This window comes from Bacillus sp. GMa5/1 (assembly GCF_050172015.1).
Classification (GTDB): domain Bacteria; phylum Bacillota; class Bacilli; order Bacillales; family Bacillaceae_G; genus Bacillus_A; species Bacillus_A cereus.
The window spans coordinates 1-24,832 of sequence record NZ_JBNLYC010000065.1; the positions used below are offsets into that span (position 1 = coordinate 1).

Sequence of the window (24,832 nt, forward strand, 5' to 3'; positions counted from 1 at the left end):
TGAGAATATAGTTTGAAAATTTGAGAGGAGACATATAAAGATGAACAAGAAATTATTTACTTTAGGGATGGTTACAGTTTTAAGTGTAGGTTTAGCGGCATGTAATAGTGCGGATAAAACTTCAGGCGAGCAAAAACAACAGACAAAAGCTACGGAAACGAAAAAAGATGAAAAACGAAAAATTACATATTTAGGTAAAGAATATACAGTGCCAGCAAAAGTAGATAAAATTGCGACAGCTAGTTTAGAGTCAATGGAAGATGCGGCAGTACTTGGAATTAAACCAGTTGGTGCCATTACTGTAGGTGGTAAACTACCAAAATACCTGGAAAAAGAGTTAGAAGGTGCGAAATCTGTTGGTGAGAAAATGCAACCCAATTTCGAAACATTACTACAATTAAAACCAGATGTGATTACATCAAGTACGAAATTCCCAGCAGAAACAGCTGAAAAGTTTACGAAAGTAGCTCCTACATTCCCGGTATCACACGTTTCAACAAATTGGGAAGATAACTTAAAGTTAATGGGAGAATTAACTGGTAAAAAAGATAAAGCAGAAAAAATTATTAAAGACTACAATTCAGACGCTGAAAAAGCAAAAGCAAAACTAGGAGATGAGTTAAAAGATAAAAAAGTACTTGTCATTAGACTAAGAGCAAACGAATTATTCCTATATCCAGAAGGAGTATACTTCAACCCTGTAATTTATAAAGATCTTGGACTAACTGCTCCAGAACAATTGAAAACTGTAAAAGCACAAGAGAAAATTTCATTTGAAAAACTTGCTGAACTTAACCCAGATTATATTTTCTTACAATATGAGGCAAGTGAAAATAAAAATCCAAAAGTGTTAGAAGAAATTGAAAGTAATCCAATTTGGCAAAGTATGAATGCTGCGAAGGAAAAGAAAGTATTTGTAAACGTTGTAGATCCAATGGCACAAGGTGGTACTGCTTGGAGTAAAACTGCCTTCTTAAAAGAAGCAGTGAAAAATTTATCTAAATAATACAATAAGTAAGGTGCGTTGAATGATATGCAGAAAACAAATGCAGTACCAGTAACTATATTATGTATAGCACCCATACTCATCTTATTTACAGTTATACTTTCGATTTTGTATGGGGCGAAAAGTATTGATGCTGAAACAGTGTGGAACGCATTATTTCATTTTGATTCAAGTGATGTAAATCATAATATTATTATTACTTCACGTTTACCAAGGGTAGTTGCAGCTCTTTTAGTCGGAGCATTTCTAGCCATATCAGGAGCACTTATGCAGGGGATGACAAGAAACTATCTTGCATCCCCTTCTATTATGGGTGTGACGGATGGTGCTGCCTTTGTTATTACACTTTGTATGATTTTTCTTCCAGGAATGTCATCAATTGGTATGGTTATATGTTCAATGATTGGTTCTGCACTCGGAGCCGGTATCGTGTTTGGTTTTGGTTCGCTCCTTCAAAATGGCTTATCACCAGTTAGGTTAGCAATTATCGGAACAGTTATTGGAACATTTTTAAGCAGTGTATCGGCTGCCATGGCTTCGTATTTCCAAATTTCTCAAAATGTTAGTTTTTGGTTTAATGCAAAGTTAGATCAAGTAGATCCTAATATAATTAAAATTACGATACCGTTTGGGATAATTGGAATAATTTTAGCATTGTTAATATCAAAATCTATTACCATTCTTTCATTAGGCGAAGAGGTTTCTATTAATTTAGGACAGCGTACAAAACTAGTTAAAGCGATGGCAATTTTATCGGTAATTTTTTTAACAGGAACAGCAGTTGCTTTAGTGGGGAAAGTTGGTTTTGTAGGTTTAATTATTCCGCACATTACCCGCTTTATAATTGGAGTAGATTATAAATGGATATTGCCATGTGCAGGCGTTATTGGTGGGGTTTTCTTAGCGTTATGTGATGTTTTAAGTAGATTTGTAAATTATCCATTTGAAACGCCAATTGGAGTCGTAACATCTTTAATTGGAATTCCTTTCTTCCTTTATTTAATCCGTACAAGAGGAGGAGAGAGACATGCTTAAAAGTTCAAGTAAACGTTTTGGAATGACGATGGGGATTATTATATTTTTCATACTATGTGCTATTTATATTAGTTTAACAAATGGTACGTTCGACATTACGATTACAGATGTGTTTAAAACACTTTTTAGAATTGATCCAGTACCAGAACATGATTTAGTTATTTTTGAGTTTCGTCTTCCACGTATCATAATTGCTGGATTAGTAGGATTAGGCCTTGGTGTTGCGGGTGCCGTTATTCAAGGGATTACGAGAAATGGATTGGCAGACCCAGGTATTTTAGGAGTAAATGCCGGTGCGGGAACAGCGATCGTCATTTTTATGTTTTTCTTTCAAGGACAATTAAAAAGCACAGACTGGGTTTCTATTATGATGATGCCAATGTTTGGTTTAGTCGGCGGATTAGGTGCTGCTATTATCATCTATCTTTTTTCTTGGAAAAACGGTAAGTTAGATTCGCAGCGACTTTTATTAACAGGGATTGCAATTGGATCAGGATTTGGGGCCTTTTCTATGTACTTATCACTCAAAATGAAGTCAACTGATTTCGAGATGGCTGCAGTGTGGGTTTCTGGAAGCATATATAGTGCGAACTGGAAGTATATTGTGGCTATGTTACCATGGCTTATTATTTTAATTCCACTTATACAAAAGAAAGCATATTTACTAGATTTATTTCAATTGGAAGAAACTAGTATTACAAGTTTAGGTGTTTCAGTAGAAAGAGAGAAATCGATTTTATTATTAAGCAGTATCGGGCTTGTGAGTGCATGTGTTGCTGTTTCAGGGAGTATCGGTTTTATTGGCTTAATGGCACCGCATATAGCGAAAAGACTTGTCGGTATTCAACATAAGTATATAATTCCCACGTGCGGCGTAATCGGAATGTTTCTTGTAATTGCCTCAGACTTTATTGCAAAAACAGTTTTCACACCTGTAGAGTTACCAGTTGGAATCGTTATTTCTATTGTCGGTGTACCGTATTTCTTATATTTACTTTATAAGGCGAAAGCGTAAGAGGAGGAATAAAAGTGAGTATTTTAAGTGCAAAAAATTTAGAAACAAGTTATGAAAAGCTTACAGTGTTTCGCGATTTAAATGTGGAAATACAAGAAGGAAAAGTAACGACAATTATAGGTCCGAACGGTTGCGGTAAATCAACATTGTTAAAAACAATGGGAAGAATTTTAAAACACAAAAGCGGAAAAGTATATTTGCAAGGGCAAGATTTACATACAATTTCAACGAAAGAAATTGCGAAGCAGTTAGCTTTACTCCCGCAAACTCCAATTGCACCAGGTGAACTTAAAGTGGAAGAATTAATTTCTTATGGACGCTATCCACATCGAAATAACGTAAATAAGTTGACGACAAAAGATAAAGAAATGATTGATTGGGCATTAAATATAACGAAAACTTCTGAATTTCGAACGAGACAAATTGCAAATTTATCAGGTGGTCAAAGACAAAAGGTATGGCTAGCGATGGCATTAGCACAAGAGACAGAAGTGTTGCTATTAGATGAGCCAACTACATACCTTGATATGTCTCATCAATTAGATGTATTACAAATTGTGGAGAAGTTAAATAAAGAACATAATTGTACGGTTGTTATGGTATTACATGATATCAACCATGCAGCAAGGTTTTCAGATGAAATTATTGCAATGAAGGAAGGAGAAATTGTTACAACTGGTAGCCCAGAAGAAATCATTACAAATGAAGTATTAAAAGAAGTATTTCATATTGATGCACGTGTCATGATAGATCCGTATAACGGGGCTCCTGTTTGTTTCGGTTATGATAGCGTTGTATCTCAAGAAGAAAAAATCGAAATATATGTAACAAGTTAAAAAGGGGGGGATAGGGTGAATACTACAGTTGAAAAACAGCAGATTATAACATCTAATACAGAACAGTGGAAAATGTATTCAAAATTAGAAGGTAAGGAATATCAAATTCATATTTCAAAGCCGAGGCAACCAGCACCGGATTCAGGATATCCTGTCATTTATGTATTAGATGGCAATGCCTTTTTTCAAACATTTCATGAAGCAGTTAAAATACAATCAGTAAGAGCGGAAAAAACCGGTGTTTCACCAGCTGTTATAGTAGGATTGGGTTATCCAATTGAAGGCGCATTTTCAGGGGAAGAAAGATGTTATGATTTTACGCCTAGCGTAATTTCAAAAGATGCCCCTTTAAAACCAGACGGTAAACCGTGGCCTAAAACAGGAGGAGCACATAATTTCTTTACTTTTATTGAAGAAGAACTGAAACCACAAATTGAAAAGAATTTTGAGATCGATAAAAGTAAGCAAACGTTATTTGGACATTCTTTAGGTGGACTATTTGCTCTTTATATACTATTTACAAACTTAAATGCTTTTCAAAATTATTTTATTAGTAGTCCATCTATATGGTGGAATAACCAATCCGTACTTGAAAAAGAAGAGAACCTTATACATGAATTAAACAATGCTAAGTTTGAAACAGGAGTGTTCCTTACAGTTGGGTCACTAGAACGAGAGCATATGGTTGTAGGCGCAAATGAATTATCAGAGCGCCTTCTCCAAGTAAACCACGATAAACTTAAATTTAAGTTTTATGAAGCTGAAGGGGAGAATCATGCATCTGTTGTGCCGACTTCTTTAAGTAAAGGATTGAGATTTATTAGTTACGTATAGGAAAAAAGGTTATGGATGAAACATTCCATAACCTTTTTTGATATGTAGAATTGTCCTTTTTGAAAGTTTTGTTTCAACTTTTCGTCTAAAGAGACAAAAAGTTGTCACAAAACGGTCACAATTAGCATAAACATAAAATAGACGAAATGAACTTATTTCCAAAAAGGCTTGGTTTATTCCGATCATGATTTGTAGAGCTGAAAAAGTATGGATTAAAAGTTCACTATATTCCCAAGGAGGTAGATCGTATGAAAACTATTCTTGCTATCGCTGGACTTATTTGGGTTCTATCGCATGGCATCCCAATTTATGAAGGAGAACAAATTCGCAGTGCTCTGAATAAAAATTTTAATGAATATCATATCATTGACCGGCAAGATAATGTTGTAACAGTTCGAGTAAATGACTGTTTTCATACGGTAACCGTTGAAGGAACTTCAGTAGTGAATGATACAAAAGTATGCGATCAGCAATAATCATATATGGAAAGAAAAAACTCTTGGATTAAATAGCTGAAAATTAAGTTTTTAATATTATAGACAAAGAATAAGCGGGGGCGGGTAATCCCCGCTTATTCTTGTTTCATTTTATTGAACTTTGATGAGAGATATAATGATTTTTTTGAAAAAAAGAAAGGGTATACTGAAAATTGAGATTAAGAAGCTAATGCGTTGTTAAGAATAATCATAAAGCGGAAATATACTCATATGGGGTATCATACATAGATAATTAATGCTATAATTGGTATACTCGTAAAAGCAATTGTTTTATTGGATGAAGAGAAACTTTAAGAAGGTGATAATATGGGTCATAAAGAGCATGAAGCGGTAACACATAGATCAGAAAAAGAAAAAGAACAAATTATAAATAGATTAAAGAGAATTGAAGGACAGGTCCGCGGTATTCAAAATATGATTGAAAATGATCGTTATTGCGTGGATATTTTAGTGCAAATTTCAGCAATTAATGCAGCGATGAAAAAAGTAGGAATGGGTGTATTAAAAAACCATACAAGTCATTGTGTTTCAGGTGCTATTAAAGATGGCAATGGTGACGAAGCAATTGAAGAATTAATGACTGTATTTGAACGTTTTTCAAAAGCGTAAAAACAAGCTAGTATGTCACTGGCTTGTTTTTTTGTTTACCTTCATAATAAGGTTTCGGGGTATTGATGTGAAAAAGTGTGTGTAAAATAAACTTTTAGAAAATAATTGAAAAATCATGATATAAAACCATTGATTACCTTAGGGGGGTATGGTAAGATGTAATTGTGATTAACAAAGAATGAAGAAACAAGAGGAGGATTTTAAATGGAACAGTTAACATTACAAGTTGAAGGTATGTCTTGTGGACATTGTGTAAATGCTATCGAAAGCAGTGTGAAAGAGCTAAACGGTGTTGAACAAGTGAAGGTTCAATTAGCAGAAGGAACTGTTGAAGTTACTATCGACTCGTCTGCCGTAACATTAAAAGATATCGTTGCTGTAATCGAAGACCAAGGATACGATGTTCAATAATTATTTTTAGATATGGAAATAAATCGTACTTTAAATGAAGTACGATTTATTTTGCTAATAATTATACCTCATAAGGGTATATAGAGGTGAGAGACATGAATGAAAAAAAAGAGGCCAATCTTCAAATATCAGGAATGACATGTGCGGCATGTGCAAATAGAATTGAAAAAGGTCTAAAAAAAGTAGAAGGTGTTCATGAGGCGAATGTAAATTTTGCACTTGAAAAAACAAAAATAATGTACGATCCAACTAAAACAAATCCGCAACAGTTTAAAGAAAAAGTTGAATCGTTAGGATATGGAATTGTAAGTGATAAAGCTGAATTTACTGTTTCAGGAATGACATGTGCAGCATGTGCAAATAGAGTTGAAAAGCGTTTAAATAAGTTAGATGGTGTGAACAAAGCGACAGTAAATTTTGCTTTAGAATCAGCTACAGTAGACTTTAATCCTGATGAAGTTAATGTAAATGAAATGAAGAGTGCGATTACGAAGCTAGGATATAAATTAGAAGTGAAACCAGATGATCAAGATGCATCAACTGATCATCGATTACAAGAAATTGAAAGACAAAAGAAGAAGTTTATTATTTCGTTTATTTTATCTTTCCCATTATTGTGGGCAATGGTTAGTCATTTCTCATTTACGTCGTTTATTTATTTACCGGATATGTTAATGAACCCTTGGGTGCAACTAGCACTTGCAACCCCTGTTCAATTTATCATTGGTGGACAGTTTTATGTTGGAGCTTATAAAGCGTTACGTAATAAAAGTGCGAATATGGATGTTCTCGTGGCGCTTGGAACGTCGGCCGCGTATTTCTATAGTGTATATTTAAGTATTCAATCTATTGGTTCTTCGAAACATATGACAGATTTATATTTTGAAACGAGTGCGGTACTTATTACATTAATTATTTTAGGTAAATTATTTGAAGCGAAAGCAAAAGGGCGCTCATCAGAAGCAATTAAAAAATTGATGGGTTTACAAGCGAAGACAGCTACAGTTGTGCGAGATGGAACAGAAATAAAAATTTTGATTGAAGAAGTAATAGCTGGTGATATCGTCTATGTAAAGCCTGGTGAAAAAATACCAGTAGATGGTGAGATTGTAGAAGGAAAGTCAGCAATTGATGAATCGATGTTAACGGGTGAAAGTATTCCTGTTGATAAGTCAATTGGGGATGTAGTAATAGGTTCGACAATAAATAAAAATGGATTTTTAAAAGTGAAAGCAACTAAAGTAGGAAGAGATACTGCATTAGCTCAAATTATTAAAGTAGTAGAAGAGGCACAAGGTTCAAAAGCTCCTATTCAAAGGGTAGCAGATCAAATTTCAGGTATTTTCGTACCGTTTGTAGTTGTGATTGCGATTATCACATTTGCAGTATGGATGATATTTGTTACACCTGGTGATTTTGGCGGAGCACTTGAGAAAATGATAGCAGTACTTGTTATCGCTTGTCCATGTGCATTAGGTCTTGCAACGCCTACATCTATTATGGCAGGGTCAGGAAGATCAGCAGAGTATGGTATTTTATTTAAAGGTGGAGAGCATTTAGAAGCAACGCACCGATTAGATACGGTTATTTTAGATAAAACGGGTACAGTGACAAATGGGAAACCGGTGTTAACAGATGTAATGGTAGCAGATGGATTCCATAAAGCAGAAATACTACGTTTAGTAGGTGCGGCAGAAAAAAATTCTGAACACCCACTTGCAGAAGCAATTGTAGAAGGAATTAAAGAAAAGAAAATTGATATCCCAAGCTCAGAAACGTTTGAAGCGATTCCGGGATTCGGTATCGAATCCGTTGTAGAAGGGAAACAATTATTAATTGGTACACGTCGATTAATGAAGAAATTCGATATTAATATTGAAGAAGTTTCTAAATCGATGGAAGCGCTAGAACGAGAAGGAAAAACAGCAATGCTTATTGCAATCGATAAAGAATATGCTGGTATAGTTGCCGTTGCAGATACTGTAAAAGATACTTCAAAAGCAGCTATCGCAAGACTGAAAAAAATGGGTCTAGACGTTGTGATGATTACAGGAGATAATACACAAACTGCTCAGGCAATTGCAAAGCAAGTTGGTATTGATCACGTAATTGCAGAAGTATTGCCAGAAGGAAAAGCAGAAGAAGTGAAAAAACTGCAAGCAAATGGTAAGAAAGTAGCGATGGTTGGAGACGGGATAAATGATGCTCCTGCTCTTGCTACAGCGAACATTGGTATGGCAATTGGAACGGGAACGGATGTAGCGATGGAAGCAGCGGATATAACGTTAATCCGCGGTGACTTAAATAGTATTGCTGATGCGATCTTTATGAGTAAAATGACGATAAGAAATATTAAACAAAATTTATTCTGGGCATTAGCTTATAACGCGTTAGGAATTCCAATTGCGGCATTAGGTTTCTTAGCCCCTTGGGTTGCTGGAGCAGCGATGGCATTTAGTTCTGTATCCGTTGTATTAAATGCATTACGATTACAAAGAGTTAAATTAAAATCTTAAAGAGCTACATTAAGTAATTGAATAGAATTAAAAAACAATACTTTGAATAAGTATTGTTTTTTTGTTCGTATAGAAATTAAAACGATATAATAAAGCAGAAATATAGAATCGTATGTAGTAGAAAAGTTAAGAGGTAGTTTCGTAAGGAGACTTATATATGTTAAAAGATATTATAATTAGAACATTCGAGAAAGAAGATTTAGATCAAGTATTACAATTGTTCTATGAAACAGTTCATACGGTTAATGCAAAAGATTATAATGAGTTACAGCTACAGGCGTGGGCACCGGAGCGACTAGATAGAGAAAATTGGTTACAGTCTTTAGAAAAGAATATTAGCTATGTAGCGGATCATAAAGGTGTGATTGCGGGGTTTGGGGATTATAACGATGATCGTTACGTAGATCGTTTATTTACGCATAAAGATTATCAAGGGAAAAGAGTCGCTTCATACATACTACAGAAGTTAGAAAAAGAAGCAGTGAACCTAGGGCATAGGGAGATATATACAGAGGCGAGCATTACCGCAAAACCTTTTTTTGAAAGTAAAGGTTTTATTTGCATAAAAGAACAAAAGAAACAACATAATGGTCAGATTTTTATTAATTATGTTATGAAAAAAATATCCTTCTCATAAATGAGAAGGATATTTTTCATTATTTTACAGCTTCTTTTAGTTCTTTACCAGCTTTGAAAGCAGGTACTTTAGAAGCTGCGATTTGCATTTCTTCACCAGTTTGTGGGTTACGGCCTGTACGAGCAGCTCTTTCACGAACTTCGAATGTACCGAATCCGATAAGTTGTACTTTTTCACCAGCAGCTAAAGTGTTAGTGATTGATTCTACTACAGTTTGTACAACTACAGTAGCTTCTTTTTGAGAAATCTCAGCATTTTGTGCTACGTTTTTAATTAATTCTGTTTTGTTCATGTTTTTCACCTCATATGTAAATAATGCTATTTAAGTTGTTATTATAACGTATAAAACATTCGAGAACAAGTGTACGTACATATATTCGCAAAAAAAATGAAATTTGTAATATTTTTTAGGGCACTTTATAGACATTCCATTTAAGCGGACAGAGATTTGTTCTTCATTTCAGTCTTCTCTTGATGAGTAGGTAGTTTCTTATTATAAGTTATGAAGTAAGGTAGTGCTACAAATAACATACCTCCTACTAAATTTCCAAAGAAAACAAAAATAAAGTTTGGAAAATATTCAGCCCAAGTGAAATGACCGGCAAAAATGGCGGCTGGGATGACAAACATATTGGCTACAACGTGTTGAAATCCAATCGCAACAAAAGTCATAACCGGGAACCAAATACCGATAATCTTTCCGATAAATTCTTTACTTCCCATACTGAGCCAAACAGCTAAACAAACGAGCCAATTACATCCGATTGCAGAAATAAATGCTTGCAATGGTGTATCTTGTAGTTTCGCTTGAGCGATAGAAATAGTTTTTGCTAAAAAAGCTCCTTCAGTTAAGCCAACGATATGACCGAAAAAGTAGGCTACAAATACAGCCCCTATGAAATTGCTAAATGTAACAATAACTAAATTTCGTATGAAATAAAATAAAGTAATTTTCTTTTGAAGCCAGGCCATAGAAACTGTCATCATGTTACCAGTTACTAGTTCACCGCCTGCAAGAATAACGAGAATAAGGCCAATAGGGAATACAGCAGCGCCTAGAAAACTAGTAAATGATCCCCAAGCCTTTGGCATTGTTCCAATAACATGAATATCGAGTAAATACCCTAATGCTATAAAAGCACCGCCAAAAAAACCGAGAATTAACATAGGGAGTAATGATAAATGAGCTTTTTTTCTTCCGGAATTAGCAGCAAGTTCCGTAATTTCTTCTGGTGTAAATACAGACATGAATAACCCCTCCGTAATAAAATGATGGAATGAATAGAAAAAATTTCGAAAATCTATGTATTATAAAAATATGTTATGACTTCTGTATAAAATTGTCAAAGTGAATAGAGAGGGAATTACATATTGATAACATTGTTCATGTTGTCACATGAATGTAACAATAAGGATTTAAAGTGTTTCTAGAGGTGAAAACATGAATACGAATCATGTAAAAAAAGAACGAAAAAAATCAATCGTAAAGATATTTATTATTAGTTTTATAAGTATATTAATGATACCAGTAAGTTTGTATTATTATGCGACAGAAATAGAACGAAAACTAGTAACAGTTACGTGGAATGAAATAGAAGCTTCTACAATTCCTAAAGAGTTTAATAATAAAAAAATATTGCAGTTTTCAGATGTACATTTAGGACCAGAGTTTACACTGAAACAACTTGAACATTTAGTGGAGAAGATGAATGAATTACATCCAGATATAGTAGTTTTTACCGGAGATTTAATAGATAAATTTGGGTCTTATAGTGCGGAAAGAGAAGAAGCGAAGGTTATTTTGCAGAAAATTTACGCTCCCTTAGGGAAATATGCTGTGTTTGGGAATCATGATAGGGGCGGGGGCGGTAGTTTATTTTACAAAAAATATATGGAAGAAGCTGGTTTTTCTGTATTAGTAAATGAAGTGCAGAAAATTAAAGTGGAAAACGGCAAATATATTATAATATCAGGTTTGGATGATTTTCTATTAGGGAAGCCGCAAATAGATTCAACTTTAAAAAACTTGAAACAAAATGATTTCAACATGTTATTAGTACATGAGCCGGATGTTGTAACCAAAATAAATCGTTACCCAGTTGATCTTCAACTGTCAGGACATAGTCACGGAGGACAAGTCCAAATTCCTTTTGTAGGTCCGTTAATTACTACCAAACTAGCTGAGCACTACGTTGAAGGTATGTATGAAGTAGAGGGGAAGAGTAAGCCGTTATATTTATATGTAAATCGTGGCATTGGGACTACTAGGATGCCTGTTAGATTTTGTAGTGTACCTGAACTTTCAATTTTTGTGTTGAAGCAAAATAGTAACTAGAATATTTAACAATATGATTCCAAGGAACGTGCGATGTTGGTCGATGGAAAAGAGTTTCTTAAAACTTTAGATGTGACAAAGTAATTTTCATAAGTAAAAAACAACAATAGGACCTATAAAGGGGCCTATTGTTGTTTTTATCCTGCATTGATTGCCCATAAATGTCCGATTGATGAGGGCTAATTATAGTTTTACTTTGTTATTTTTGCAAGGAAAGACCATCAAAATATGTTCTATAGTTACTAGAGAATTCAAAGTTGTTTTTTGCATCCCAATTAATAGACCAAGACATTAGGCCGCGGAATGCAGGATAGCCACTCTGGTTAGAAAGTTTATACTTTCCTCCGAATGGAACTCCTTTAATGATATAATTTAAAGCTTTTTTCATTTCAGTTGGCGAAATGTATCCACCACTTGGAGCTGCCGCTGGTGCTGCTGGAAGCCCAATCATGACTTGATCTGAACGAAGAGCTGGGAAAATGTTATTTGCATTACCACCTACAGGAAAACCATGTAAGAGCATATCTGCCATAGCGACCTCGTAGTCTGCAGTACCTTGATTGTAGTTATTACCGTCCATTCCAATCCCGCTACCAGCGTTGTAGTGTTGAACGTGAATGTATGTTAGTTTATCTTTCACTCCGTAAATAATTGGTAAATATGCACCCCATATGCTTCCATATGCGCTATATCCGCCTTGAACATAAGCTGTTTCAGGCGCCATGCTTAATAGAAAATCTGGACCATAATGATCTGAGATTGTTCGAATAGCTGAAATAAGATTTACGATTTGAGGGGTAGTTGGGTTTTTGAAGTTAGTGTCATTTCCGTTTAAGTAAATACCTGATTCAAGGTCAATATCTATTCCGTCAAAACCGTATTTATCGATCAGAGATTGTATGGAATTAATAAAACGATCCTTAGCGGCATTGTCAGGAAGTAAAACGACCCCATTTTGTCCACCTATTGAAAGAACTACTTTCTTTCCTTTACTTTTTAAATAAGAAATATCTGATTTGAATTCTGCATCTGTACCATACACAGGAGAAAATTCAACAGTGGAACGATCACCACCAGTTTCACCAAAAGATACATTGATTACATCCCATTTTGGTGAAACGTCTTTTAATTTAATAATGCCAGTACCGTTATCAAAATTATGCCAGTATCCAACGAGTAATTTTGAACCTAAATTGTTTGCTGCTTGTGCTTGGAAAGGGGATAACGGTAGAAGTAAGAACATTACTAAAATACAACAAAAAAATTTGAACTTGTTTAACATATCAACACTCCTATACAAAAAGTTGTCTAGATGTATAATCTTGTTTATTTAATAATATCTGAAAATTCTTTCTTTTGTAAAGGGACTATAATTTTCTCAACAATTGTGTATGGGAAAGTATTAAACCTAATGTAATAATTTTTGAAGGAGGTTGAATTTTAATTGTTGAATTCAGAATATTTTGATATATTTTAAAGTATAGGACAAAATCTTTCGCACAGTACTCTTACATAAATTTCAAAATTTAGTTTGGAAGGGGATGTACAAGATTTGGATAAAAACCTAAAGAAAGACCTCAAAATACGCCACATTACAATGATTTCAATTGGCGGTGTAATAGGGGCTGGTTTGTTTGTTGGAAGTGGTGCAGTTGTACATTCGGCAGGACCAGGTTCTATCGTTTCATATGCATTAGCAGGACTTCTAGTCATTTTCGTCATGAGAATGCTAGGAGAAATGGCAGCTGTTAATCCGACAAGTGGTTCATTTGCAACGTATGCAAAAGAAGCGATTGGTCCTTGGGCGGGTTATACAATAGGCTGGTTATACTGGTTTTTTTGGGTAATTGTTATTGCAATAGAAGCCACAGCAGGTGCTGGTATTATCCAATATTGGATTCCACAAATACCGCTTTGGTTATTAAGTTTAATATTAACAATTTTATTAACGCTGACGAACGTTTTTTCGGTGAAATCATTTGGAGAGTTTGAATATTGGTTTTCTTTTATTAAAGTAATAAGTATTGTTTTGTTCCTTTGTCTAGGTCTTGCTGTTATTTTAGGATTTGTTCCAGGAACAGAAGCACCCGGCACTTCGAATTTAATTGGACAAGGTGGATTTATGCCAAACGGTATAAGTTCGGTACTGCTTGGAATTACTGTCGTTATATTTTCATTTATGGGATCAGAAATTGTAGCGGTAGCCGCAGGTGAATCTGCAGAACCTGTAAAAGCAGTAAAAACAGCAACAAACAGTGTGATTTGGCGTATTCTTGTATTTTTTATTGGGTCTATAGCGGTAGTTGTTACGCTACTGCCATGGAATTCAGCAAACATATTAAAAAGTCCATTTGTAGCTGTATTGGAACATATAGGAATACCAGCTGCGGCACAAATTATGAATTTTATCGTTTTAACAGCTGTACTCTCTTGTTTAAATTCGGGTTTATATACAAACTCAAGAATGCTTTTTTCGATGGCAGAAAGAGGAGATGCTCCAAAGGCGTTTTTGAAATTGAACAGTAGTGGTGTTCCAGTTCGGGCCGTTTTATTTGGAACTTTCTTCGCTTATATTGGCGTTGTGTTTAGTTACATTTCTCCAGATAAAGTCTTTTTGTTTTTAGTGAATGCATCTGGCGGGATTGCGTTACTAGTTTATCTCGTTATTGCAGTTTCGCATTTAAAGATGCGTAAAAAAATGGGGAAAGTGGAACAACAAAATTTGAAAGTGAAAATGTGGCTTTTTCCGTATGTAACGTATGTTACAATTGTTGCTATTATAGCAGTTTTAGTTGCGATGTTCGCAATTGATACTTTACGTTCACAAGCACTTTTAACAATGTTTGTTACTGTTCTTATCATACTTTCTTATTTTATTTTTAATAGAAATAAAAATAGCACAGTTTTGAATCCTAAAAGTAAGAATGAGGAATCTGTTCGATTCTAATTTTCTAATTTTCTAATTTTCGAAGAGAGTTACACCCAGTCATTGCTATAAAAGAATCATATATAATCATAGAAACAAGTAATTACTATTGTCATAGTGGATATAAACTTTTTTCTTGACTTTTTATACGAAGGCGAGCAAAATGGTAAAAAAGGAAGGGGGGATGATAATGGAAGAGTACGTATTAGAGCTGTATAACCTGTTATATACGACAGAATGGCAAGATATTGTTTCGTTTCTAGGAATCGTATTTTGCATGAAAATTGTAATTGTATATATGGAAGAGCAAGGTATGTTCTATTCCTTCTCATCCCCGTTCGATATGCAGCGCGAGCCGTTGCTAAACTATGCCAATGTGAATTACGAACAAATTCCTTTTGTTATTTTCTTTATGATTCGATTTATTACAGCAATTGTAAGGAAAAAGGAAAGTGACGATGAAGAGTGCCACTCAACTTGTAATATAGCGAATGTTTTTTAAGCTAAATACAAGGAGGAGATTTATATGTGGTTTCGATTTCTTATGATTGGTTTCTTTTCATTAACAGCAATTTCTTTAATGGGATATCAAGTGTCTGAAATTTTTCAAGCATATAGCGATACATTTTTTAACAAAAACTAATCGCGTTGCTATTTGAATAATAAAGCGATAAAATCCTTCTTAAGAAGTTTTATTAAGAAGGATTTTTTCTTTGTCTTATCTTGCTGTGTCAAACTATTGTCACATTTACACTGTGAATAGTATGTTAAAATAGTGAGGTTACGTATACATATTTGAAGGAAGAGGGAGTGACCATTTTGGTGGATCAATCAACAAATCAGAAAAGCTATGCTCCTATTGTGATAACGCTTTCTGTAATTGTAAATGCGATTATTTTATTTTTGTTCTTTGGACCTGTTGGCTATGAAGGAGAATTACATTTTGATGTAACAATTTTACCAATGTTAAATGCAATTTTTAATAGCTTTACGTTCGTATTCTTATTAGCAGCTCTATACTCTATTATTAAGAAGAATGTGAAAATGCACCGTGGTTTCATCCTGGCAGCATTTACAACGACGTTGCTATTTTGTGTTTCTTATTTATCTTATCATTACTTAGCGCCAGCAACACATTTTGGCGGAGAAGGATTCATTAAATATGTGTATTTCATCATTTTAATTACACATATTATCCTGGCGGCAATTATTGTACCGCTTGCATTGTTTGCACTTGTATTTGGTTTTACAAATCAATTAACACGTCATCGTAAAATTGTACGTTGGACGATGCCGATTTGGTTATATGTAAGTTTATCTGGTGTTATTGTTTACTTAATGATCTCACCTTATTACCAATAAAAAATCTCAGCCTGTAGGCTGGGATTTCTTTATTAAGCAAATATTTTTGTGAAATGAAAAAAATATGGTATACAAAAGTATAGTTGCTTTTCATATAGAAGGGATGGTAAAGGAATATGCAAAATTTTGTATTTCGTAATCCAACGAAACTTATTTTCGGTAAAGGTCAATTAGAGCAGTTAAAAACTGAAATTCCACAGTTCGGTAAAAAAGTTCTTCTCGTATACGGGGGAGGCAGCATTAAAAGAAACGGTATTTATGATAATGTAATTTCTATTTTAAAGGATATAAATGCAGAAGTATTTGAATTGACAGGTGTTGAACCGAATCCACGTGTATCAACTGTAAAGAAAGGGATTCAAATTTGTAAAGAAAATGGTGTTGAATTTATTTTAGCAGTTGGTGGAGGAAGTGTGATCGACTGTACGAAGGCAATTGCAGCTGGTAGTAAGTACGATGGAGATGTATGGGATATTGTAACGAAAAAAACATTTGCTAATGAGGCATTACCATTTGGTACTGTACTTACTCTTGCAGCAACAGGATCTGAAATGAATGCAGGCTCGGTAATTACAAACTGGGAAACGAATGAAAAGTATGGATGGGGTAGCCCAGTTACTTTCCCGCAGTTTTCAATTTTAGATCCAGTTCATACTACTTCTGTACCGAAAGATCAAACAATTTACGGTATGGTAGATATTATGTCGCACGTATTAGAACAATATTTCCATCATGGAACGAATACAGAACTACAAGATCGTTATTGTGAAGCTGTTTTAAAAACAGTAATTGAGACAGCACCTAAGCTTTTAAGTGATTTAGAAAATTATGAGCATAGAGAAACTATTTTATATTGTGGTACTATGGCGTTAAACGGCATTTTAGCGATGGGAGTAAAAGGAGATTGGGCGACTCATAATATTGAGCATGCAGTTTCTGCTGTTCATGATATACCACACGGGGGTGGCCTTGCGATTTTATTCCCGAACTGGATGAAACATGTTGTAGAGGAAAATGTAAGTCGTTTTAAACAGTTCGCTATTCGTGTATTTGATATAGAAACAGATGGCAAAACAGATAAAGAAGTGGCTTTAGAAGGAATTAAGGCACTGCGTCAATTTTGGACTTCAATTGAAGCGCCAGCAACATTAGCTGATTACGGTATTGGAGAAAATGAAATTGATATAATGGCTAATAAAGCGATGGCGTATGGTGAATTTGGTAACTTTAAAAAATTAAATAAAGATGATGTTTTAAGTATATATAAAGCTTCTTTATAAGTGAATTTAGAAAAGAAACCTATTTGATTGTTTAATCGAATAGGTTTCTTTTTGCTGTTTATAAATGTTTATGGGTGTTTTTGATTATTTTTGATTGTTTGTGGTTGATTTTTGTGACCGTTTTCATTATACTGTAATCAAAGAAGAGGTGAATAAAATGTTAACTCCTGAACGTCATCAAATGATATTGCAACTTGTAAAAGAACAGAAAGTTGTAAAATTACAGCAATTAGTTGAAAGAACAGAAAGCTCTGAGTCGACAATTCGCCGTGATTTAGCACAATTGGAAAAGCAAAGGTTATTAAAAAGAGTTCATGGTGGTGCCGCTGTTTTAACAGGAAAAGGGCAAGAACCAACGATGGTTGAAAAATCATCCAAAAACATTCAAATAAAACAACAAATTGCTAATTATGCGGCTAGCGTTATTGAACAAGGTGATTGTATTTATTTAGATGCAGGAAGTACAACATTTGAAATGATTCCATTTTTAATAAATAAAGATGTGACTGTCGTTACGAATGGACTTATGCATATTGAAGCTTTAGTTGAAAATAATATTCGTGCGTATTTACTAGGTGGAATGATGAAGAGTAGGACGAAAGCTTTAATCGGTGCTATGGCACAGGAAAGTATGCAGAAGTATCGTTTTGATAAATGTTTTTTAGGTGCAAATGGTGTACATGAACAGCTTGGCTTTACAACGCCAGATCCAGAAGAAGCGCTCTTAAAACAAATGGCATTAACATTAGCAAACGAAGGATATTTCTTAATTGATGAAAGTAAGTTTTCAGAAGTTGCATTTGCGAAAATTGCAAATGTTGAAGAAGCAAATATTATTACAAACCATTTAGAAATTGATTTAGAAAAATATAAAAGACAAACCAATGTAATTGAGGCTGATAAACAATGATCTATACAGTTACTTTAAACCCATCTATTGATTATGTAGTACAAGTTAATTCCTTTGATTTAGGCGCAGTCAATCGAGCGGAGAAAGATATGAAGTTTCCTGGAGGAAAAGGGATTAATGTTTCTCGCGTTCTCCATCGTTTAGGTGTGGAAAATATAGCACTTGGATTTACTGGTGGATTCACCGGTCAATTTATTAAAGGTGTATTACAGGCGGAAGGCGTAATGACAAACTTCATCCAAGTAGACGGAGATTCCCGAATTAATGTGAAAATAAAAGGGCAAGAAGAGACAGAATTAAATGGGCAAGGTCCTAATGTGACAAATGAGCAATTTGAACAATTAATGAAACAAATCGAAAGTATGAAGCAGGGAGATTGCGTTGTGCTAGCTGGAAGTGTACCTGCATCTATCCCAACTACCTTTTATGAATCAATCGCAGCGCTCGGAGCTGAAAAAGGTATTCGAGTAGTAGTCGATGCGAGTGGAAGTGCACTGCAGCATGTAATTAAAAATAAGCCATTTTTAATTAAGCCAAACCATCATGAACTTGGTGAGTTGTTTGGAGTGGAGCTTTCAACAGTAGAGGACGTTTTACCTTATGGAAGAAAATTAATTGAACAAGGTATAAAACATGTTATCGTATCGATGGCTGGAGAGGGAGCTTTATTATTTACGGCAGAAGGTATATATGAAGCGACTGTTCCAAAAGGTGTTGTAATTAATTCAGTTGGGGCCGGAGATTCTCTTGTTGCAGGGTTTGTAGGCAAATATGAACAGACAAAAGATATTGAAAAGGCATTTCAATACGGCGTTGCAACAGGGAGTGCAACAGCATTTTCAGCTGATTTATGTAAGAAGGAAAAAGTAGAAGAATTATTGTCGCAAGTAATTGTAGCTAAGCGATAGGGGGAAGCAACATATGAAAATTACAGAACTATTAAAAAGAGATACAGTCATTATGGATTTGACAGCTTCAAATAAAGAAGCTGTCATAGATGAATTAGTTGAGAAATTAAATGGGGCAAATCGTTTAAATAGTAAAATGGAATTTAAAGAAGCTATTTTAAAGCGGGAGTCCCAAAGTACGACTGGAATAGGGGAAGGTATTGCAATACCTCATGCGAAGACAAAGGCTGTTAAACAACCATCGATTTGTTTTGGTAGAAGTGTAAGCGGTATCAATTATGAGTCGCTTGACGGACAGCCAGCACACTTATTCTTTATGATTGCTGCAAGTGAAGGAGCGAATAATACTCATTTAGAAACGTTGTCTCGTTTATCGACATTATTAATGGATGAAGGATTTCGCAAGCAACTATTAGAAGCAAAGGATGAAAGTGAGCTTCTTCAACTATTTGATGAAAAAGAGAATGAAAAAGAAGAAGAGATTGAAGTCGCAAAACCAGAAGTAAATGAACCGTACGTACTTGCTGTTACAGCTTGTCCAACTGGAATCGCTCACACATATATGGCAGCGGATAGCTTAAAAGCAAAAGCGACAGAGTTAGGAATAGCGATTAAAGTTGAAACAAACGGATCGACAGGTATTAAAAACGGTTTAACGAAAGAGGATATTGAACGTGCAACAGCTATTATTGTTGCGGCGGATAAACAAGTAGAAATGAATCGTTTTGCTGGTAAACATGTCATTCAAGTACCAGTCGCTGATGGGATTAGAAAAACGGAAACACTTCTTAATCGAGCTGTAAAGCAAGATGCACCAATCTTTAAAGGTGTAAAAGAAGATGGAAAGGCAGAAAGTACGGAAAAAGAAAAAGGATTAGGAATTTATAAGCATTTAATGAATGGCGTAAGTAATATGCTTCCGTTCGTTGTTGGCGGCGGGATTTTAATAGCGCTAGCGTTTTCGTTTGGTGGTATAAAGGCGGAAGGTCCTTTAGCTGAATTGTTCATGTCAATTGGTGGAGGAAAAACAGGTGCGTTTTTATTCCTTGTACCAATTTTAGCTGGATTTATTGCAAGTTCTATTGCTGATCGTCCTGGTTTTATGCCTGGTGTTGTAGGTGGATTTTTAGCGGCGAATGCGAATGCTGGCTTTTTAGGTGGATTAATTGCTGGTTTCTTAGCTGGATATGTTGTTTTAGGGTTGAAAAGATTATTTTCAGGACTACCAGTACAATTAGAAGGAATTAAACCTGTTTTGTTATATCCAGTCTTTGGATTATTGATTACAGGAGTTGTAATGCAAAAAGCAGTGATTCCGCCTGTAGTAGCATTAAATGAAATGTTGACAGGGTGGTTAAATGGTTTAAACGGTACGAATGCTATATTACTAGGTCTTATTTTAGGTGGTATGATGGCAATTGATATGGGTGGTCCAATTAATAAAGCGGCGTTTACGTTTGGTATTGCTGCAATAGAAGCACAGAATTTTGGAGTGCACTCAGCAGTTATGGCTGGTGGTATGGTACCGCCACTTGCGATTGCATTTGCAACTACATTCTTTAAATCAAAGTTTACAGAAGCGGAACGTAAATCTGGTTTAACAAATTATATTATGGGAGCATCGTTCATTACAGAAGGTGCGATTCCGTTTGCAGCTGCAGATCCGGTTCGAGTAATTGTAAGTTGTGTTGTTGGTTCAAGTATTGCAGGTGCGTTATCTATGTTATTCCAAATTACATTACCAGCACCGCATGGTGGATTATTTGTAATAGCGTTAGTAAATAAACCGTTACTATATATTTTCTCTATATTAATTGGAACGATTGTCTCGGCTATTATGCTAGGTGTTTGGAAAAAGAAAGTTCAATAACAAATGAAAAGAGAGCAGCTTTTAGTAGCTGCTCTCTTTTTATTACAAAAAAATAGGTTAACAATTAAATATTGATGTTTTTTGGTAAAAGATGTAACTAATTGTGAATTTTTTGTAACAAAAAAGTAACACTGTAATTTTTTCTGGAAAAAAGTTCTTGTGCTCGTATATGAAAAATATATGAAAACCACTGGAGATTGTATGAGAAATACATTTTATTAATATGGAAATTTATGTTACAACTCGTTAATCGTATATTACGAATGCTTTGTAATTGTGTGATTTCTAAAAATTCTAAAAATCTGTTGCTATAATGAAAATACGAAAACAAAGCAAATGGAGGCTATTCATGAAAAAATTATTAGGTATAGCAACAGCAGCAGTTTTTGGTCTTGGGATTTTTGCGGGTTCTGCTAAAGCGGAAACAATTGTAACAACAGACGTATTAAATGTTAGAGAAAACCCAAATGTAGAGTCAAAGCTTGTAGGTAAAGTGTTAAGTGGGAATACACTAGATGTTATAAATACAGAAAATGGATGGACAAAAATTAAGTTGAACGGTAAGGAAGCGTTTGTAAGTGCCGATTTTACAAAGAGCACATATTATGTAACGGCGGGCGTATTAAATGTTCGTGCTGGAGCGAATACTGATTCTGAAATTTTAGGTAAACTTAATAAAAATGATGTGATTGAAACGACGAATCAAGTTCAAAATGAATGGTTACAATTTGACTACAATGGAAAAGTTGGATATGTTCACGTGCCATTTTTAACAGGAACAGCACCTGTAATCGAAAAGAAAGAGGTTGTAGCTCAAGAAGAAGCGCCAGCTAGAACAAATACGCCGGTTAAAAATAATACAGTAGTTAAGAATAAAGAGTCTGTTAAGAGTAACGATTCTATTAAGAATGTAGAATCAAGTAAACCTGTGGTAAAAGAAAAACCGGCTGCAAAACCAGTTGCAAAATCTACTGAAACAAGTGCGCCTACTGGTGGTCGTGAAATTACAGTAGAAGCGACGGCATATACAGCAGATCCGAGTGAGAATGGTTCGTATGGTGGTCGTGTATTAACTGCAATGGGGCATGATTTAACAGCAAATCCAAATATGAAAGTAATTGCTGTTGATCCGAAAGTAATTCCGCTTGGATCAAAAGTATGGGTAGAAGGATATGGAGAAGCGATTGCTGGAGACACTGGTGGTGCGATTAAAGGAAATCGTATTGATGTATTAGTCGGTTCAGATGGTAGTGCTAATAGCTGGGGGCGCAAATCTGTAAAAGTGAAAGTTATACAATAGGTTATCGATATTAATATAAAAAGCGGTTGCTTGAAATTATGTAAGCAGCCGCTTTTTATGGATTATTGAAATGGATAAATAGTTTTACCTGTAATAATTTTATATGCACTGCAAAATTGCGTTTGTATATATTCTGTATTTTTATTTTCTGGATGTAATGTTGTTTCATGGAGGGTAGAATGAAAAGCCCGTAGTAAACAATTTAGGGCGAAGTATAATTCCTCTTGTGAACAATTTTGTTCTTTTATAGAAGTAGCTAAAATGAGGTCTTTTGTCAAAGATGAAAAATTGATGGTGGATTGTTTCATAGTTAACTCATCCTCTCGAAACTATTTTTATCATGTATATGCAGAATTGGACAAACTATGTTCTTTTTTCTGTATAATTTCATGTACCGAAATGAAAGAACTTGCAATCATGCCGTTAAAATTGGTAAGATTGGGTATAATCAATAGATGGAGTATATTACATAAAGAGAGTTGAATGATATGGGAGAAGTGCAACGTGAAAAAGTTGCTGTCATCATTGGACCAACTGCTGTTGGAAAGACGAAGTTAAGTATCAATCTTGCCAAAGCGTTGAACGGTGAAATTATTAGTGGTGATTCCATGCAGATCTATCGAACGATGGATATTGGAACTGCAAAGGTAACAAAAGCAGAGATGGACGGAATTCCACATTATATGATCGATATAAAAAATCCGGAAGATTCATTTTCTGTCGCGGAATTTCAAGAACGTGTTCGCAAGCATATTCGAGAAATTACAGAACGTGGTAAATTACCAATTATAGTTGGTGGGACCGGTCTTTATATACAATCTGTTTTATTCGATTATCAGTTTACAGATGATGCTGGTGATGTGATATACCGAGAGCAAATGGAAAAGTTAGCTTTAGAACGCGGTGTGGAATATGTACATAAAAAATTGCAAGAAGTAGATCCAGAAAGTGCGGAGCGTATTCACGCAAATAATGTACGACGTGTCATTCGGGCGTTAGAAATTTTCCACACGTCGGGTGAAAAAATGAGTGAACAAATTGAGAAACAAGAAAAAGAGTTACTCTATGATGTTTCATTAATTGGCTTGACAATGGATCGAGAAATGCTATACGATCGCATTAACTTACGAGTGGATTTGATGATGGAACAAGGCCTATTAGAGGAAGTAGAAGGGCTGTATAATAGAGGGATACGAGATTGTCAATCTATTCAAGCGATTGGATATAAAGAAATCTATGATTATTTTGAGAATCGAGTTTCTTTAGAAGATGCGGTATCACAATTAAAGACGAATTCGCGTCGTTATGCAAAGCGTCAATTAACATGGTTCCGTAATAAAATGGATGTCACGTGGTTTGATGTTACAAACGGTGAAAAAACGTCAGAAATTTTACGATACATAGAAGGAAAGTTACAAGTAAAGTCGAATAATAGTAAGTAGAGAAAAAGAGGAGGATTCGACATGAAGCAATCAATCAATATTCAAGATCAGTTTTTAAATCAACTCCGTAAAGAAAATACGTTTGTTACGCTGTACTTATTAAATGGTTTCCAGCTTCGTGGACTAATTAAAGGATTTGATAATTTTACAGTCCTGCTGGAAACAGAAGGTAAGCAACAGCTTATTTATAAACATGCAATTTCTACATTTGTACCACAAAAAAATGTTTCAATTGAATTAGAATAGTAATGAATTATTGTACATAACAAAAAAGAGCGAGTTTCCTCGCTCTTTTTTTATTTGTCATAAACAATATATAGTGAAATTTAAGCGATTCTAAATACAGTAAGGCGGATGTTAGTATTTCCTGTTGCAGGGATCGTAATCTCATTAAGTGTAGATTGGACAGAGATTCTTGCACCAGCTGCTAATGTTTCTATTGTAGTAAATGAAAGTGAGTCGCCTATTAAATTTGAAGAGAAATTATCAGTTGCGACTGCTCCATTAATTGAAATTCCTACTCCGAGTGGAGCGCATCCTGGCGCAGTTGTAGAAATGGATACGCTAATTACATAAATACCACCGTTAATAACAGTAACTGTATCTGTGCCGTTGAAGATAATATTGTTTACGTTAATTGCAGTACTAAAAATAAAATTATTAAATTGCAGTACTGTTTGCTGAATATTGTTTGTTACAACAATTGTTGCTATAGGGAAGCTAGGTCCAGTAGGCCCAGTAGGTCCGGTAGGTCCACCAGAAGGTCCAGTAGGTCCAGTAACTCCTATGCCAGTAGCGCCGGTAGCACCCGTTGGTCCTTGAATGCCTTGAGGCCCGGTAGCGCCTGTGTTACCTTGAACACCTTGAGGTCCAGTAGCGCCTGTGTTACCTTGAACACCTTGAGGTCCAGTAGCACCAGTAGCGCCTGTGTTACCTTGAACACCTTGAGGTCCAGTGGCACCAGTAGCACCCGTGTTACCTTGAGCACCTTGAGGTCCAGTGGCACCAGTAGCACCCGTGTTACCTTGAACACCTTGAGGTCCAGTAGCGCCTGTGTTACCTTGAACACCTTGAGGTCCAGTGGCACCAGTAGCACCTGTGTT

Annotated in this window: 26 protein-coding genes; 21 read left to right on the forward strand and 5 right to left on the reverse strand. The window is 35.1% G+C overall.

Translation table 11 applies throughout. The features are described 5' to 3' along the window. Window positions 1–40: 40 nt before the first annotated feature. From ACQGSG_RS16180 to ACQGSG_RS16225, 10 genes are all read left to right on the forward strand, one after another. Window positions 41–1,006 carry an iron-hydroxamate ABC transporter substrate-binding protein gene (locus ACQGSG_RS16180; protein WP_426947637.1) on the forward strand — a complete coding sequence of 322 codons (966 nt, stop codon included), beginning with the start codon at window positions 41–43 and terminating at the stop codon, window positions 1,004–1,006. Between the two features lie 27 nt (window positions 1,007–1,033). Then, complete coding sequence (locus tag ACQGSG_RS16185; protein WP_001173053.1) at window positions 1,034–2,041, forward strand: FecCD family ABC transporter permease; 1,008 nt, start codon at window positions 1,034–1,036, stop codon at window positions 2,039–2,041. Beyond that, window positions 2,034–3,056 (forward strand): FecCD family ABC transporter permease, encoded by a 1,023-nt coding sequence (locus ACQGSG_RS16190; RefSeq protein ID WP_000920434.1) that lies wholly within the window; start codon window positions 2,034–2,036, stop codon window positions 3,054–3,056. The genes ACQGSG_RS16185 and ACQGSG_RS16190 overlap by 8 nt, the downstream gene beginning before the upstream one ends. A gap of 14 nt (window positions 3,057–3,070) precedes the next feature. Next, window positions 3,071–3,892 (forward strand): ABC transporter ATP-binding protein, encoded by an 822-nt coding sequence (locus ACQGSG_RS16195; protein WP_000025754.1) that lies wholly within the window; start codon window positions 3,071–3,073, stop codon window positions 3,890–3,892. A gap of 15 nt (window positions 3,893–3,907) precedes the next feature. After that, window positions 3,908–4,726 (forward strand): alpha/beta hydrolase, encoded by an 819-nt coding sequence (locus ACQGSG_RS16200; RefSeq protein ID WP_001098703.1) that lies wholly within the window; start codon window positions 3,908–3,910, stop codon window positions 4,724–4,726. Window positions 4,727–4,974: 248 nt separating this feature from the next. Further along, a complete protein-coding gene (locus ACQGSG_RS16205; protein WP_000849103.1) occupies window positions 4,975–5,202 on the forward strand; it encodes a hypothetical protein in 228 nt (75 codons plus the stop codon). Window positions 5,203–5,529: 327 nt separating this feature from the next. Further along, on the forward strand, window positions 5,530–5,832 hold the full coding sequence (locus ACQGSG_RS16210; RefSeq protein ID WP_000509876.1) for a metal-sensing transcriptional repressor: 303 nt from the start codon (window positions 5,530–5,532) through the stop codon (window positions 5,830–5,832). 204 nt (window positions 5,833–6,036) lie between these two features. Then, complete coding sequence (gene copZ / locus ACQGSG_RS16215) at window positions 6,037–6,243, forward strand: copper chaperone CopZ (RefSeq protein ID WP_000436973.1); 207 nt, start codon at window positions 6,037–6,039, stop codon at window positions 6,241–6,243. Window positions 6,244–6,338: 95 nt separating this feature from the next. Continuing rightward, window positions 6,339–8,759 (forward strand): heavy metal translocating P-type ATPase, encoded by a 2,421-nt coding sequence (locus ACQGSG_RS16220; RefSeq protein WP_098607440.1) that lies wholly within the window; start codon window positions 6,339–6,341, stop codon window positions 8,757–8,759. Window positions 8,760–8,916: 157 nt separating this feature from the next. Next, window positions 8,917–9,396 carry a GNAT family N-acetyltransferase gene (locus tag ACQGSG_RS16225; RefSeq protein WP_142320504.1) on the forward strand — a complete coding sequence of 160 codons (480 nt, stop codon included), beginning with the start codon at window positions 8,917–8,919 and terminating at the stop codon, window positions 9,394–9,396. A gap of 19 nt (window positions 9,397–9,415) precedes the next feature. Here ACQGSG_RS16225 and ACQGSG_RS16230 read toward each other — a convergent pair whose 3' ends face one another. Together ACQGSG_RS16230 and ACQGSG_RS16235 are read right to left on the reverse strand one after the other, a co-directional pair. Then, entirely contained in the window at window positions 9,416–9,688 is a 273-nt protein-coding gene (locus ACQGSG_RS16230) for an HU family DNA-binding protein (RefSeq protein ID WP_001043904.1), read from the reverse strand. A gap of 140 nt (window positions 9,689–9,828) precedes the next feature. Then, the gene (locus ACQGSG_RS16235; RefSeq protein WP_325843032.1) at window positions 9,829–10,644 is read right to left on the reverse strand and encodes a formate/nitrite transporter family protein; all 816 of its coding nucleotides are present in this window, start codon (window positions 10,642–10,644) and stop codon (window positions 9,829–9,831) included. A 193-nt stretch (window positions 10,645–10,837) separates the two neighbouring features. On the opposite strand from ACQGSG_RS16235, the gene ACQGSG_RS16240 reads away from it, so the two are divergent. Next, complete coding sequence (locus tag ACQGSG_RS16240) at window positions 10,838–11,731, forward strand: metallophosphoesterase (RefSeq protein WP_001095345.1); 894 nt, start codon at window positions 10,838–10,840, stop codon at window positions 11,729–11,731. A 199-nt stretch (window positions 11,732–11,930) separates the two neighbouring features. Here the strand turns inward: ACQGSG_RS16240 and ACQGSG_RS16245 are convergent, their stop codons facing one another. Further along, on the reverse strand, window positions 11,931–13,013 hold the full coding sequence (locus tag ACQGSG_RS16245; protein ID WP_000932440.1) for a chitinase: 1,083 nt from the start codon (window positions 13,011–13,013) through the stop codon (window positions 11,931–11,933). A 270-nt stretch (window positions 13,014–13,283) separates the two neighbouring features. On the opposite strand from ACQGSG_RS16245, the gene gabP reads away from it, so the two are divergent. The 8 genes from gabP to entD all read left to right on the forward strand — a co-directional run bounded on the left by gabP (window position 13,284) and on the right by entD (window position 22,287). Beyond that, a complete protein-coding gene (gene gabP, locus ACQGSG_RS16250) occupies window positions 13,284–14,678 on the forward strand; it encodes a GABA permease (RefSeq protein WP_426947642.1) in 1,395 nt (464 codons plus the stop codon). A gap of 142 nt (window positions 14,679–14,820) precedes the next feature. Beyond that, on the forward strand, window positions 14,821–15,159 hold the full coding sequence (locus ACQGSG_RS16255) for a hypothetical protein (RefSeq protein WP_002005644.1): 339 nt from the start codon (window positions 14,821–14,823) through the stop codon (window positions 15,157–15,159). 317 nt (window positions 15,160–15,476) lie between these two features. Beyond that, window positions 15,477–16,019 (forward strand): DUF420 domain-containing protein, encoded by a 543-nt coding sequence (locus ACQGSG_RS16260; protein WP_000228314.1) that lies wholly within the window; start codon window positions 15,477–15,479, stop codon window positions 16,017–16,019. A 116-nt stretch (window positions 16,020–16,135) separates the two neighbouring features. Continuing rightward, window positions 16,136–17,299 carry an iron-containing alcohol dehydrogenase gene (locus ACQGSG_RS16265; RefSeq protein WP_001179092.1) on the forward strand — a complete coding sequence of 388 codons (1,164 nt, stop codon included), beginning with the start codon at window positions 16,136–16,138 and terminating at the stop codon, window positions 17,297–17,299. A gap of 157 nt (window positions 17,300–17,456) precedes the next feature. Beyond that, entirely contained in the window at window positions 17,457–18,209 is a 753-nt protein-coding gene (locus ACQGSG_RS16270; RefSeq protein ID WP_000957286.1) for a DeoR/GlpR family DNA-binding transcription regulator, read from the forward strand. Next, entirely contained in the window at window positions 18,206–19,117 is a 912-nt protein-coding gene (pfkB, locus tag ACQGSG_RS16275; RefSeq protein WP_000640830.1) for a 1-phosphofructokinase, read from the forward strand. The genes ACQGSG_RS16270 and pfkB overlap by 4 nt, the downstream gene beginning before the upstream one ends. Window positions 19,118–19,130: 13 nt before the next feature. Next, on the forward strand, window positions 19,131–20,987 hold the full coding sequence (locus tag ACQGSG_RS16280; protein WP_000704599.1) for a PTS fructose transporter subunit IIABC: 1,857 nt from the start codon (window positions 19,131–19,133) through the stop codon (window positions 20,985–20,987). 349 nt (window positions 20,988–21,336) lie between these two features. After that, a complete protein-coding gene (entD, locus tag ACQGSG_RS16285; protein ID WP_000734613.1) occupies window positions 21,337–22,287 on the forward strand; it encodes a cell wall-binding protein EntD in 951 nt (316 codons plus the stop codon). A 62-nt stretch (window positions 22,288–22,349) separates the two neighbouring features. Here entD and ACQGSG_RS16290 read toward each other — a convergent pair whose 3' ends face one another. After that, a complete protein-coding gene (locus ACQGSG_RS16290) occupies window positions 22,350–22,595 on the reverse strand; it encodes a hypothetical protein (RefSeq protein ID WP_000814426.1) in 246 nt (81 codons plus the stop codon). 180 nt (window positions 22,596–22,775) lie between these two features. Here ACQGSG_RS16290 and miaA point away from each other — a divergent pair, with 180 nt between their 5' ends. Together miaA and hfq are read left to right on the forward strand one after the other, a co-directional pair. Then, window positions 22,776–23,729, forward strand: a complete 954-nt coding sequence (gene miaA, locus ACQGSG_RS16295) for a tRNA (adenosine(37)-N6)-dimethylallyltransferase MiaA (RefSeq protein ID WP_000504957.1) — start codon at window positions 22,776–22,778, stop codon at window positions 23,727–23,729. A gap of 21 nt (window positions 23,730–23,750) precedes the next feature. Next, window positions 23,751–23,975, forward strand: a complete 225-nt coding sequence (hfq, locus tag ACQGSG_RS16300) for an RNA chaperone Hfq (protein WP_000813896.1) — start codon at window positions 23,751–23,753, stop codon at window positions 23,973–23,975. 80 nt (window positions 23,976–24,055) lie between these two features. Here the strand turns inward: hfq and ACQGSG_RS16305 are convergent. Beyond that, window positions 24,056–24,832, reverse strand: a 777-nt coding sequence (locus ACQGSG_RS16305; protein WP_426947645.1) for a Gly-Xaa-Xaa repeat protein, incomplete at its 5' end; no start/stop codon positions are given.